Annotated in this window: 12 protein-coding genes and 1 pseudogene; 11 read left to right on the top strand and 2 right to left on the bottom strand. The window is 68.7% G+C overall.

Going from position 1 to position 13,118, the window contains the following annotated elements; genetic code table 11:
- Positions 1-148 precede the first annotated feature (148 nt).
- From ACGF2Y_RS04945 to ACGF2Y_RS04895, 11 genes are all read left to right on the top strand, one after another.
- Positions 149-1,243 carry an IS630 family transposase gene (locus ACGF2Y_RS04945; protein ID WP_392943286.1) on the top strand — a complete coding sequence of 365 codons (1,095 nt, stop codon included), beginning with the start codon at positions 149-151 and terminating at the stop codon, positions 1,241-1,243.
- A gap of 1,106 nt (positions 1,244-2,349) precedes the next feature.
- A complete protein-coding gene (locus ACGF2Y_RS04940) occupies positions 2,350-3,012 on the top strand; it encodes an HAD-IA family hydrolase (protein ID WP_392943285.1) in 663 nt (220 codons plus the stop codon).
- A gap of 89 nt (positions 3,013-3,101) precedes the next feature.
- Entirely contained in the window at positions 3,102-4,304 is a 1,203-nt protein-coding gene (locus tag ACGF2Y_RS04935) for a helix-turn-helix domain-containing protein (RefSeq protein ID WP_392943284.1), read from the top strand.
- 193 nt (positions 4,305-4,497) lie between these two features.
- On the top strand, positions 4,498-4,944 hold the full coding sequence (locus ACGF2Y_RS04930; RefSeq protein ID WP_392943283.1) for a hypothetical protein: 447 nt from the start codon (positions 4,498-4,500) through the stop codon (positions 4,942-4,944).
- Positions 4,941-5,135, top strand: coding sequence for a hypothetical protein (locus ACGF2Y_RS04925; RefSeq protein ID WP_030725408.1), 195 nt, complete (start codon positions 4,941-4,943; stop codon positions 5,133-5,135). Before ACGF2Y_RS04930 ends, ACGF2Y_RS04925 begins: the two co-directional genes overlap by 4 nt.
- Positions 5,136-5,214: 79 nt before the next feature.
- The gene (locus tag ACGF2Y_RS04920; protein WP_392943282.1) at positions 5,215-6,102 is read left to right on the top strand and encodes a glycosyltransferase; all 888 of its coding nucleotides are present in this window, start codon (positions 5,215-5,217) and stop codon (positions 6,100-6,102) included.
- Entirely contained in the window at positions 6,099-6,980 is an 882-nt protein-coding gene (locus ACGF2Y_RS04915) for a phosphotransferase (RefSeq protein ID WP_392943281.1), read from the top strand. Before ACGF2Y_RS04920 ends, ACGF2Y_RS04915 begins: the two co-directional genes overlap by 4 nt.
- Entirely contained in the window at positions 6,977-7,708 is a 732-nt protein-coding gene (locus ACGF2Y_RS04910) for a glycosyltransferase (RefSeq protein WP_390332258.1), read from the top strand. Before ACGF2Y_RS04915 ends, ACGF2Y_RS04910 begins: the two co-directional genes overlap by 4 nt.
- A gap of 32 nt (positions 7,709-7,740) precedes the next feature.
- Entirely contained in the window at positions 7,741-8,622 is an 882-nt protein-coding gene (locus tag ACGF2Y_RS04905; RefSeq protein WP_392943303.1) for a PIG-L deacetylase family protein, read from the top strand.
- Positions 8,616-9,230: a hypothetical protein gene (locus ACGF2Y_RS04900; RefSeq protein ID WP_392943280.1), complete on the top strand. Its 615-nt coding sequence runs from the start codon at positions 8,616-8,618 to the stop codon at positions 9,228-9,230. Before ACGF2Y_RS04905 ends, ACGF2Y_RS04900 begins: the two co-directional genes overlap by 7 nt.
- A 6-nt stretch (positions 9,231-9,236) precedes the next feature.
- On the top strand, positions 9,237-10,274 hold the full coding sequence (locus tag ACGF2Y_RS04895) for a glycosyltransferase (RefSeq protein ID WP_392943279.1): 1,038 nt from the start codon (positions 9,237-9,239) through the stop codon (positions 10,272-10,274).
- Here the strand turns inward: ACGF2Y_RS04895 and ACGF2Y_RS04890 are convergent.
- Together ACGF2Y_RS04890 and ACGF2Y_RS04885 are read right to left on the bottom strand one after the other, a co-directional pair.
- Positions 10,271-11,317: a phosphotransferase gene (locus tag ACGF2Y_RS04890; RefSeq protein WP_392943278.1), complete on the bottom strand. Its 1,047-nt coding sequence runs from the start codon at positions 11,315-11,317 to the stop codon at positions 10,271-10,273. The two genes, ACGF2Y_RS04895 and ACGF2Y_RS04890, sit on opposite strands and share 4 nt — an antisense overlap.
- A 92-nt stretch (positions 11,318-11,409) precedes the next feature.
- Positions 11,410-13,114, bottom strand: a pseudogene (locus ACGF2Y_RS04885) (mobilization protein).
- Between the last annotated feature and the right edge of the window lie 4 nt (positions 13,115-13,118).

Below are 13,118 nucleotides of genomic sequence, written 5' to 3'. Positions count from 1 at the left end.
TAACGGCTCCAGCTTCGGGCCCCGACGAGGAACAGACGCACCAGCAGCAGAAGTCACACAACAACTAACGATCAACTACTGGCGCAGGACACTAGTGTTTCGTGATTCCGTCAGCGTTACTTGATCTTGTGTGGCAGGGTCTCTTGGTATGGAGCTCTCCGTGGAACAGGCCGCCGAGTTGCGGGAGTTGGTGAACAGCAGGGACGTGCCTGCGGACATAGCCACGCGGGGCCGGATCGTGTTGTGGTCGGGCGAGGGGCGCCGCCGCAAGGACATTGCCGAGCTGCTCGGAGTGTCGCTGCCGACCGTGGACCGCTGGAAGACCCGCTATGCCGAGCAGGGCCTGGCCGGGCTGGAAGGGGAGCGTCCCGGTGGCGCACGGGAACAGGTGCCGGCGCGGGTGCGGGCCCGGGTGATCGCGCTGACGCGCATGACGCCACCAGACGGCACAGGGCTTTCGCACTGGTCCACACGGGAGTTGGCGAAGTACCTGGAGCGGACCGAGAACATCACCGTGTCCTGGCACTACATCGCGCGCATCTGGCGGGAGGAGAGCCTGAAGCCGCACCGGTCCGGCACTTTCAAGATTTCCAAAGACCCCGCGTTCGCGGAGAAGGTGGCCGATGTGATCGGCCTGTATCTGGCCCCGCCGGGCGGCGCGGTGGTCCTCTCGATCGACGAGAAGACGCAGATCCAGGCGCTGGACCGGACCCAGCCGGTACTGCCGGTCGCCTTCGCGGCGAGCGAGAAGCGCACCGCCGACTACGTCCGGCACGGCACCACGAACCTGTTCGCCGCCCTGAACGTGAGCACCGGCGAGGTGCTCGGCGAGTGCAAGCCGACCCGGAACGGCAAAGACTTCCTGGCCTTCCTGAAGAAGGCGGTGAAACCGCACGCCGGGAAGGACATCCATGTCGTCCTGGACAACCTCTCGACGCACACCACCCCGGAGGTCAAGGAATGGCTGTCGAAAAACCCACACGTCCACTTCCATTTCACTCCCGTCGGCTCCTCGTGGCTGAACCAGATCGAGATCTGGTTCGGAATCCTGACCCGGCAGTCCATACGCCGCGGCACCTTCTCCAGCGTCAACGTCCTGGTCAAACAGATCCGCGACTACATCAACTCCTGGAACACAACGGCCAAACCGTTCACCTGGACCGCGACCGCCGGCGAGGTCCTCGCGAAGGTCCGACTCGTCGCGACCAACGTGAAGAAACTCGTCAATAACAACTCGAACTGACATGAACAGGATCACGAGACACTAGCGAGCTACCGACCATTCATGGCTACGCCCACAGCCAGGGTGACGCCCCCAAGGGCAACTGCGAACAGCCGCAGTTTCCACGTTACGGGATGAGTGATCGCTCGCTGGGCCAAAGTCCAGTGCCGATATAGCAAGTAGCCCGCTCCGTCGAGAAGAACAGCGACACCACCTGCCAGCCAGATGTACGGCGTCACGGCGTGGGCTAGGTCTGCGACCCTTGAGAAGAGTTCCCCGCCAGGAACTGACTGCGTCCACCACGCCACTGTTGGGCAGAACGCCCAAGCCAGCATGATCGCAGCCCAGACCTGCGAGGGCAACGACGGCCGGGAGGATGCCGAAGTAGAGGTGGTAGCGACTAGATTTTGGGTCCCCCCGATCACGGTGGGCCCGGTGAAGAGGTTGTGGTGCACCTCCGAAGCGTCAGAGTCCTGAGTCATATTCCACCGCGCGCATGTTGACGATCTGGGTACCGCCCACCTGGGTTGGCCCATGGAACTGGTTGTCATGAACGTTTAGTTGGGTATGAGGCTGCGGCCCTCCCAAGGCATCCTGAAGCTGCCGCGCAAGGCGTTCGTCGGATACGGCAAGTTGGTGGACGTACCCGTACACGGCACTATGCAACGCCGTTGGATCCGATCGTCGAAGACGATCAAGATCTTCGATTCGTACAGCATCGCCGCTTCGCGAACGGCCTAAAATCGCACTCAGTCGCGGGCGCGCGGATGTATAGGCATCACTGACAAGCAGTCCCGTAAGTGCTGCGGTAACGCTCTCGACCAAAAATCTCATATCCGACATGCGACCCCCTACCTCTCAGTATGGGTAAGGGTACGCAGAACGACACCATCTGTCAGAGAGATCACCGAACAACGCCGCCTCCTTCCATGTACTGGCCAGCGGGCGTTCCGCAGGTCCCGGGCCGATTCACTCGATGCTGCACATCTAATGAGAGCGGGGGCGGGTCTTGGCTTGCCCCCCCTGCGGACTGCATGGGGCCAGTGACGCCCCCGGACTCTGCGCAGTCACATCGCCGCGCGATAGCGTCGCCCAGGAGACCAACTGCGGAAGGGGTCAAGCGCCGGATGTCACACAACACGGAGGCGTCTCAGACGGATAAGCAGGGCGGCCTGATCCTCGACTTCGCCGGCGTCCTCACCGCCAGCCCCGTCGACGTCCACCGAGCCTGGTGCGTCTCCGAAGGACTAGCCCCCGGAGCATGGCGCAGGACTCTCAACGATCACCCTGAAGGGCGCCGTCTCTACACGGCGTTGGAGATCGGCGAGATAGGGCAAGCCGAGTGGAACCAGAGCACGGCCCCGCTTCTCGGTGAGCATATCGATCCCGTGAACCTTATGGGGCGGGCCTGGGCCAAGGTGCCTGTGGCTAGTCGTATGGTGGCGCTTGCCCGCGCCGCGCGGGCGGCCGGTCATCGGCTCGCGTTGCTCTCCAACAGCTTCGGCCTCGATCCGTTCAACCCGTACGAACACGTCGGCATCTGGGACTTGTTCGACGTACACGTGGTGTCCGAGCTCGTGGGGCTGGCCAAGCCCGACCCCGTCATCTATGAGCTCGCTCTCGAACTCATCGGCGTCCCAGCCGAGCAGTGCGTCTTCGCGGATGATCACGCGGTCAACCTCCCGCCGGCTGCCGAGCTGGGCATCACCACCGTCCACGCGACCGACGAGGACATCTCGGTGGCCGAGCTGGAGGCGCTCCTCGGCGTAACGGCGACGACCGTCGCATAGGGCCAACTACTGTCCGGTCAAAGCCTGTCGGCACGATCGCTCCACCCAGTACTGTCCGTGTGGATCCCATCACGCGGAGGTTCTAGATCATGCAATGGTCGGAATACACCACCGCGGAGCGTATGAAGGCGCTCCGCGGCGCCCTGACCCAGGAGCAGTTAGCCGAGGCCGCCGCTGTGTCCGTCGGTGTGGTCCGCAAGCTCGAACGCGGAGGAACGGCGTCCCTCCCCTCTCTACTTTCGATCGCCGACGCGCTCGGCACGGACATCGCCGTGCTTCTCGGGCAGCAGGCTCCCCGGCGGTCCATGGACCGCGACGAACGCGCCGCTCTGCGCCTAGTTTCGGCAGCCACCCATGACGCTGCCATCGGTATCCCCGCCGATGTCGAGCCCGGCACCACCGAAGAGCTCCGTGCAGTCGTCCGTCGCGCGGACGCCGCCTACTGGGGAGGCAGGTACACCGAGCTCGGCACCCTCCTGGGCCGGCTCCTCCCCGAGGCGCGAGCCAGGTTCGACGCGGCAAGCAGCGTCGAGCGGGAAGCCGCAGCAGGCATTCTGATCGACACCTTCCAGACTGCGGGCATGGCGGCCAACGTGCTCGGTTCGCGCGATCTCGCGTACGCGGCGCTGACGTACGGCCGCCAGATCGCCGTGCAGACCGGGGACGATCTACGGGACGCCCACCTCGCCGCGACGACCGCGTGGGTCAACCTTCGAGACGGCCGTACGAAGCAGGGCTTCCTTCTCGCCGCAGCCCAGGCCGACCGGATCGAACCCAGGATGAGCGAGCACGATCCGGACCGGTTGAGCGTGTACGGCCAGCTCGTCACGAACGCCGCTGTCGCCGCGTCCCGAGGCGGTGCCGGAGCGGACAGCGCCCGCGAATATCTGTCTCAAGCCCATGCCGTTGCCGCCCGCATAGGTGAGGAACGGGCTCGTGGCTCCCATGCCCAGCCGTACGGGCCCATGTACGCCGCCACGCAGGCCATGAGCATCGCAGTGGCGCTCGGCGACACTGCCGGAGCGCTGCGGCTGATGGATACCGTTCGCCTGGACGAGGCCGTCCCCCTGGCAACCCGGGCCCGCTACGGCTTGGACGTCGCCCTCACCCAGGTCGAATGTCGGCGGTGGGACGCCGCCGCCGACACGCTCCAAAACGTCTGCACGATGGCTCCGGGATGGGTGCGCCACCAGATGCTCCCCGGGGTCATCATCAGTCGGCTCGCCGGAGTGTCCGTTCACCGGCTCAGGGGTCTCGCTGACTCCGCAGGCGTCCCACTCGCTGTGCGCTGACTCTCGTCGGCACTGCAACGGTCCGTAGCAGTGCGGTTGCTGCCATCTGCACGACTGACACGGATCGTTGCACCTAGCCAAGCTGGCTTCCCTCCCATGCCACGACGCGTGGCAGGGCAGTTGAGTTCGGGCCGCCGTCGGAGTCACGGGCCGTGTCTGGGCCCGTGACTGACAGCCCAGCAGCCTTGTGGGCATGCCGATCAATCCATCCGGCGCTCTGGGTCACGTTCCCGTTGCCGTCTACGTCTGCGCCCTCACCTCCACCGCCGTCCGTGAGGGAGAGGAGCGGGGTCGCTACTACGCCGACGCACGCCACTGGCACGTCGCCGGCGCATGGTCCGACTCCGACCCGGGCCTGCCACTCGCGGAACGTCCCGGCTGGCAGGCCGTCACGGCCGCCCTGTCCACAGGCATGATCCGGGGGATCGTCGTCGGTGCGCTGACTCATGTCGCGTCCGATGCGGCCCAGTTCGCCAGCCTCGGTGTCCTCATCCGCGAACGAGGCGGGTTCCTCACCGATGTCGCCGGGGCCTTGCCGACCCGCCACACGCCCGGCCAGCGCGAGCGGCGACGCGACATCGCAGACGCGGCCTCCGGCTGGTCACCACAGAGCCAAGCGGCCGAAGAAGGTGCTTCGTGACTGCGGCAAGGGCGTGGGTCGGCGACCTCGTCAGGGACGGGTGCGGCACACGAGCGATCGTCACCGATGTCCGAGCCCGCGGCACCGTCTGGGTGTTGCGACCGCCGGTCGGCGGCGGCCCCCACTGGGAGACCGACGACCCCGACACCCTGGAAATCATCGCCCGCCGCGGAGTCCACGACGGCCCGTAGGCCCCTGCTGCCCATCTCTTCCGACACCCTTCGACCCGTTCGTCATGCCCATGCACCACGCCCGGAAGGCGGATCACCCATGTACGCGTTCGGCCTGTGCATCGACCAGCAGTACCTCGTCCCCGGTCTCGCTGCCCTCTGCGGGCTGGCGGACGGACTCACTCCTGCGGACCGCCGCAGCGCCGCCGTACGCGTGCTGACGCTCGACCTCACCCGAACACAGGCCCTGCTCTTCTCCGACCTCGCCAAGCGAAGGGGCTTCGGCTCCTTCGACATTCGCCGTTGCGTCCCGTTGCGGACCTTGCGGATGGCTGACGCCTCCTACATCAGCATCACCACCTATCTGCGTTTCGAGTTCACCAGGACCTTCGTCCATCGGCCGTACCTGATCTACGTGGACGCGGATGTCCTCGTGCAGGGAGACCTCACCGTTCCGCTGGGCTCGCTCCGGCCGGACGAGACCGGTGCCGTACGCGACGAGTTCAACCCGACCGTCGGGGCATGCCCGGCCCTGCCCGGAGCTGCCGAACGCTGGCCCCACCTGCGTGGGCGCCCGTACTTCAACGCGGGCGTGCTCTGGCTCCATACCGACCACATGCCCCGTGTCCGCCGAGGCGTCGAGCACGCCCTGACGCACGCGCGGCGCCACATTCTCCACAACGACCAGGACGCCCTGAACCTGTGGCTCCTGCGATCCGGCCGAGTGCGCCCGGTGACCGGCGGCTTCAACCGGTTCGAGGTCGGCCGGTTCCTCGAACGCGGGAACTGGGTGCGCCGGGTCGTCATGCGATCGCCGAAGCCCGATCCAGCCGCCACTCTCGTGCACTTCGTCGGTCCCGAGAAGCCGTGGCAGGCCGGCTGCCCCGCCACGGAGGACGTCGTCGAGTACCGCCGACACCTGGCGGGTGTCATGAGGCAGGTCCGCCGGCTGGGCGCCGTCGGCGTGGAACCGGCGGGTGTGCGGTGACCGGGGCAGTCCCGGCCGTCGTCTCGCGCGCCGCCCGCACCCTGGCCGGTGCTCCGGCCCGCACCGCATGCCGCCTGTCCGTCCGCTCGCGCACGGCCGTGTACCGGGCGGGCCTGGCGGACGGGCGGAGCGTCGTGATCAAGCTGTACGCGGCCACCGCACGTCGAAACGCGGCAACGGAGAGCGCCGCGATCCGATCGGTGGCGGACCACGTCCCCGTACCGACTGTCGTCGGATACGGCCACGTCCCTGGTCACGAGGCGACCGCCCTCCTCACCTCCGACCTGGGGCCACTCACCCTCGGCAGCGCCATGCGATCTGGTCTGGTCTCCGACAAGCGGACCCTGAAGGACCTGGCCAGCCTGCTCGGGCGCCTGCACCGGGCACCCGTCCAGCCGTGGGCACCACGTCGGCCGTTCTACGAACAGGTCGCCTCGCTCGGCCGTCGCTGCCCGCCCAGCGGGCTGGACCGCATCGGTCCCGCCCTGGCTGCCATCACCGACGCATCCCCCACGGCGCTTGTGTGGTGCCACGGCGACCTGCACGGCGACAACGTCGTACTCGCCCGCCCCCGGGCCGTCCGCCACCTGGTCGACTTCACCGACGCCGCAGCCGGTCCCCGCGAGTCCGACGTCGCCCAGACCTTGGTCATGACCGATGCTCTCTCTCCACTCCTGGCCCGCACGGTCACCGACGCCTACCCCCTCGCCCTCGATCACCGCCTGCTGTCCGCATGGGCCGTCTTCCACACCACGCGCTCCTGGGCGTACTCCTCCCCGGGCGACGACCGCGCCCTGTGGGAACGCCGCCTGGACGACCTGAGCCGACGCACCCCGTACCTCTTCCGCACCCACCGCCCGGAAAGGACGCACCGATGACCACACCTGCCCTGTCGGTGGTGATCCCGGCCTACAACGAGGCCGCCTACCTGCCCCGCTACCTCCCCTCCGTCCTCGCCTCGCTCGCCCGCTGGGAGGAGGCCACGGGCCACATGGGGGAGGTGATCGTCGTCAACAACGCCAGCACCGACGCCACCGCCGACACGGCCGCCTCCTTCGGCGTCCGCGTCGTGACCGAGACCGTCCGCAGCATCGGCCGGGTCCGCAACACCGGAGCGACCGCCGCCCGCGGCGACCGGCTGTTCTTCACCGACGCCGACGTAGCCCTTCCCCTGGAGGCGGTCACCGCAGCTGCAGCCGCCATGAACGCCGGAGCCGTCGGCGGAGCCATTCCTCCGCTCTACACGCCCGAACGTCTCGGCGCCCGCCTGCTGTGCGCCTACTGGGACCACCACCGCACCCGGCGCGGGGGAGCCCAGGGCGTCAACCAGTTCTGCACCGCCGACGCCTTCCACCGCATCGGCGGGTACCGGGACGACCTGTTCATGAGCGAGGACGTGGAGTTCTTCGCCCGGCTCACCACACACGGCCAGGCCACCGGCCGCCCCGTGACGATCCTCGACGAACTGCGCGTACGTCCGTCGACCCGCCGCTACGACCAGTGGTCGAGCCTGCGGATGCTCTGGTGGCAGAACCCCGTGACCGCCCGTCTGCGCCTCCGGTCGCCCCGCAAGTGGCGCCACTGGTACGAGACCACCGTGCGATGACGAAGGAGTCCCCTGTGCGCCCGCCCTTGCCCGTGCCGGACGGCCACGGCATCTACACCTTCCCCGACGACCTCCACCGCGCCCACCAGGAGCACACCCGGCAGCTCGCCGACCGCCACCACGCCCACGACCACCACGTCCTGGAGGTGACCGCACCTCACACCCGCGTCCCTTACTACATCGAGGCCCGCACCCCCGCCGGCCGCCCGGTCCTCGTCGTCGAACCCCACCACGACGACTCCGCCCTGTCCGCCTCCGGCACCTTCCTCGCCCGCCCCCGACCGCTCACCGTCGTGACCGTCTTCACCCGCTCCCGCAGCGTTCACCCCGCCCTGGAGACCACGTACACCGACATCGAAGCGGTGTCTGGACTGCGCGACCGCGAGGGCGCCGCCGCGCTCGCACCGTTCGGCGCCCGCCAGTACCTCCTCGGCCACAAGGACGCCGACCCTCCGTACCGGCCCTACGCCCCCGAGAGACTCGACCGGATCACGGAGGAGCTCCACCGGATCGCCGTCGCCCACCCCGGCGCCGAACTCCTCGCGCCCGCCGCCGTCACCCGCCACCCCGACCACCTCCTCGTCCACGAGGCGGCCGTTCGTCTCGGGTGCCGCTGGTTCTGGGAGGACCTCGCCTTCTGGTCCACGTATGCCCTCGCCGGCTGCGACCAGCACCTCTTCCGTACGCGTACGGGGGCGACGATGCGACCCGAGCGGGTTGACATCACCGACGTGGTCTTGGACAAGGTCACCGTCCTGCGAATGCACGGCTCCCAGATGCACCCGGCCCGGAAGATGTACCGGCCGATCCGGCACGCCTTCACCACGGCCGCCGACCTCGTCGACCTCCCCGACCTCGTCGACCCACCCGGCCTCTACGCCGAGCGCTTCTACCGAACGGAGCCGTCGTGCTGATCGTCGCCCTAGAGGGACCCTCGTACGCCGGGAAGTCCACGGCGATACGCCACCTGCGCCGCACCGCCCTCGGCACCCGGGCGTTCGTCTCCGACTGCTACGTCAAGCACATCAGCCACCGCGACGACATCCCCCCGGCCCTCACCGCCTCTGCGGCTGCTCAACTCGGCGCCTTCGAGAGGTTCATGGAGATCGAGACCACCAGAGTCGCCGAGGCCGCCGCGAGCGGCAGACGCCTGGTGATCCTCGACCGTTCCGTGGACACGCTCCTCGCCCACGCGTACGCCCTGGACGCCCTGTTCGGGTACGGCGTCCACCACCAGCTCCACCACCGACTCCAAGTACTCCCGTTCCTCCGCCCCGACCACACCCTCTACCTCGACGTTCCGGCCGAATCCCTCCACCTGCGGCGCAAGGCCGCCGGGCATACGGCTGCCGAGTCCGACTACTTCCTCCACGAACCCGCCTTCCTGGACCACGCCCACGACTACTTCGTCCACACGGCCCGACAACCCGTGACACGAGAACTCACCGTCCTGGACGCGGCCGCCGACCCGGACGTCGTCGCCCAGGCCGTAGAAGCCCTCGTCTCCTTCTGGGCCAGGTGATCGCCGGTGCCCACCGCCCTCTTCGCCTGGCGCCGCACCCCGCCCCCGTTCCTCATCGGCGGCGCCGAGGTCACCCAGCAACTCCTCGCCGAAGAACTCGCCGCCTCGGGCTGGCACGTCACCTACCTCGGGTCGCACGAAGCCCCCTGGAACGGGAGGACCCAGCTCCCGGAAATGCGCGCCCACCTGGACCTGCATCGCGTGCCGTACGACGAGGAAGCGGGTGCCCTGCACTACCGGTGGAACGGGGTCGGGTGCTCCGCGTTGACGCAGAACAACGTGGAGCACGCGTTCGGGAGCCTGCTGAGCACGCTCCGTCCCGACGTCGTCTTCACCTCGCAGGAAGGCTCGGCGCAGCTCGCCGTACAAGCCCGTTCGACCACACTCGTCGCCGGCCTCCTGCATTCCGTCTCCGCCACGGGTCTGAGCGTCCTCGCCGGCCGACCCCACTACGGCCTCGCCGTGTCGGAGTTCGTCCGGGCACGCGCACATCACGCCGCCGGAACCCGCCTTGCCGTGATGCACCCGCCGTTCGCTCCACCCGGGCCGAGCACAGACGAGAACCGCTCCACGTCCGTACTGATGATCAATCCCATCCCGGCCAAGGGCTCGGATCTGCTCCATCAACTCATCCGCCTCATGCCGGAACAGCACTTCACCCTGGTCGAAGGCTGGTGGGACACGGCCGCCGACTTCGCCGCGCACCGGAACGTGACGTACGTGCCCCGCGTGTACGACATGGGGCCCCTGTACCGGAGCCACCGCCTGCTGCTGGTCCCGTCCGTCGTAGAGGACGCCTTCCCTCGCGTGATCATCGAAGCTGCGCTGCGCAGGGTCCCGAGCATCGGGACCAATCGGGGCGGCATCCCTGAAGCGATCGGCGACGCGGGCATCGTCTTGCCCGGCACCGCCGGCCCTGAGGCATGGACGCAAGAGATCCGGAACGCCGACTGCGAGGGCCTGGGAACAAGGGCCCTGCGCCGGGCGACCCGGTTCACGCGACCGTGCCTTCCCCAACTTCTGGAACTCGGTATCCAGAGCTAGACAGTCCCGGCGAACGCCCGCTCCACCGCGTCGAGCCGCTCCGTCCACCAGTGCAGGAGTGCCTCGTCGGCAAGGAAGAGGTCGTCGCAGGAGTGGTCACCCCGGTCGTAGTGGAATTCGAGCTGCCAGAAGTCCGTCATCCGCTTCCACCACAGCCGTCGGGCGGCATCGACCAGTACGGCCGACTCCAGCCGGATCACCGACCGGTAGCCGGCCGTGAACGCCGACACCCGCTCCAGGTCGAAAACACCTTTCACACCGAACTGCACCTGCGCCGTACGCACGACTTCCTCCGCGTACGAACGAATGCCCAGTCGGTCCCAGTCCAGAACCGCGACCAGCTCACCACTCGCCCAGAGGAGGTTCCGGTACTGGAAGTCGCCGTGGGTCCAACCGTGTGGCCCCGCATGGACTTCCCCCTCGGGGCGCAGGTGGGCGTGCTTGTCGAGAAGAAGCTTGCGCTCTTCGAGGGCAGCGGACGCGGCCACGTCGAAGACGTCGCCGACACCCCCGGTCGGCACCGCCCCCGCAAGCCGTTCGGCCTTCTCCACGGCTCGCCCGGCCTCCGTCACCTCCGCGGTAACCGACGGCGGCACGGCGGGCAGCCCTGCGCCCTCGGCGGCGCGGTTCAGTACCGCATGGAGCCGCGCGAGGTGTGCGCCGAGTTCGGAAACCTGCGACAAGCACAGGTCGATTCCACGCACATGCTCACCGTCAGACCAGGGGAACAGGCAATAGCCGCTGCCGCCAACTTCGGCGATCACATCGCCCGAAACGGTGGGTAGCGGAGCATGTACGGGGACGCCGTGCGAAACGAGGACGGGGAGGACCGCGAGGTTGCGCCGGAGCCGGTCGATCGGCACATCCGTGACCCGCTTGAGGGCGAACCTCCCGACCGGGGTGTCCAGCCGCCAGTTCACGTTCATCAGGCCATCGGCCAAGTGCCGCCGATCCAGCACCTCGCCGATGTCGAACACTTTGATCAACTCGGCAAGATCATCTACGGGGATGTGCGTCCTGCCCGCCACGTTCGCGTCGGTCACCTGGGCGACGATACGGGAGCCAGCTGCCCAGGCGCACAAGGATCACTGGCTGCTTCTGCGAGGCCGGACGTCTATGACGGGAACCACCGTGATCAACGTCGCCGTACATGTGGCTGCTGCGGTGCAACGGCCGGTGTGGCCGTCGCAGGGTGGATCGGAGTGCCGGGGCGTCGTGTGGTGCTGCGGGCCATGGCGGCTTGGGCGCGAGGGCCGGGGGTGTGGCGTTGGCCGAGACGGTGGATGCGCCAGGTCAGGGTACGGGCGGGGTTGCGGGCGTCGTCGAGGGTGCGTTGGCCGAGGGCCTGGTCGAGGAGGGTGGCGGGGTTGTGGCCGGCGGTTTCGGCGTCGGCGAGGACGGTGGCGAGGGCGTCCCAGGCGGGGTCTTTCAGGATGCGGTCGGCGTGCTCGGGGGCGGCTTGCTGGAGGTGGCGGGCGTAGCGGTGTGTGGTCTGGGGGCCGGGGGTGCGGCGGGCGATGCCGTCCAGGACCGGGACGGCGACGTGGGCGTAGGCGGTCTGGAGGTGGGTGAGGGTCTGTTCGGCGGCGGCTTCCTGCTGGGTGTGCTGGTGGGTTTGGTGCCAGTGCCGGGCGAAGGCCACGGCGATGAGGACGGCGTCCAGCAGCATCGCCAGTCCGGTCCCGTCGCGTGTGGTGGCGGGGGTGAGCAGGATGGTCTGGATGCTGCGGCGCAGGACGCGGGTGCTGTGGAGGTCGGCGGTGATGCGGGAGCGGGTGGCGCGCTCGAAGGCGGTGGCGGCTCGTTCGAGTTCCCGTTTCGCCTCGGCCGGTGCGGTGAGCGGCAGCAGGTCGAGGGCTTCTCCGAGGGCGACGAGCTGGCCTTGGGCGGTGTGGTCGCCGCTGTGGGTGAGGTGGTCGGGGATGCGTTCAGTGGCAGCGGTGGCCTGGTGCCAGGGGTCGGCCGGCCGCGCGGGGACGGGTTCGGGGCTGGTGGTGGTGAGGCGCTGGCGGATCTTGGGCAGGGAGAGGTCGCCGGCGAGGGTGGAGCCGGAGAACCAGACCGGTTCGCCGTGTTTGTTGAGGTCGCCGGGCAGGGCGACGCTGTAGCCGAGGGTGTCGCCGGACGGTCCGGTCTTGGGCCGCACGTTCACGCCGGTCGCTTCCAGCAGGGCGAAGACCTCCGTCTCGGTGGAGGCTGCGGCCACCGCGCGGCGGACGCGCCGGCGCAGGATCTCGCGGGTCGTGGTGTCCTGGCCCTGGCGTTTGGCCTTGAAGTGCTCCTTGCTGGTGGGGCGTTTGGCGGCGGTGCCGTCGCCGGGGTTGAGTCGGCGCAGGCCGAAGTCGATCTCGATCTTGCGGGCTTCTCGCTGGACGGCGCGGATGTCGTGGTCGCGGCGGGGGCGGCCGTCCTGGCGGACGAGGGTGGCAGCGATGTGGATGTGGTCGTCGGCGTGCCGAACGGCGACCCAGCGGCAGGCTTCCTCGTCGCCTTCGGGGGCGATGCCGGCGGCAGCCACGATCCGGCGGGCGATGTCCGCCCACTGGGCGTCGGTCAGAATCGGGTCCTCGGGCGCGGCGCGGACCGGGCAGTGCCACACCGTGGTGGCCGGGGCCTTGTCGCCGAGCATGTTCACGGGCTGGTCGAGCTGCGCGGCGAGCTGGTCCTCGACGTTCCTGGGGTTGCGGTGGGGGCTGCGGCCGGGGTCGGGGGCGAAGCCGTTCCAGGACGCCACCAGGTGGGGGGGCGGTGTGCTCGTTGGCGGAGCCGGGCCCGTACAGGTAGCCGATCAGACGGCGGGTAGCGCGGGCCCCCTTGCCGAGGATGATCTTCGGTATCACGCGG

Source organism: Streptomyces sp. NPDC048142, from assembly GCF_043202835.1.
In the GTDB taxonomy this organism is placed as follows: domain Bacteria; phylum Actinomycetota; class Actinomycetes; order Streptomycetales; family Streptomycetaceae; genus Streptomyces.
Note: the sequence above shows the minus strand (reverse complement) of the source record. Positions and strands in the feature narration are given on the sequence as shown.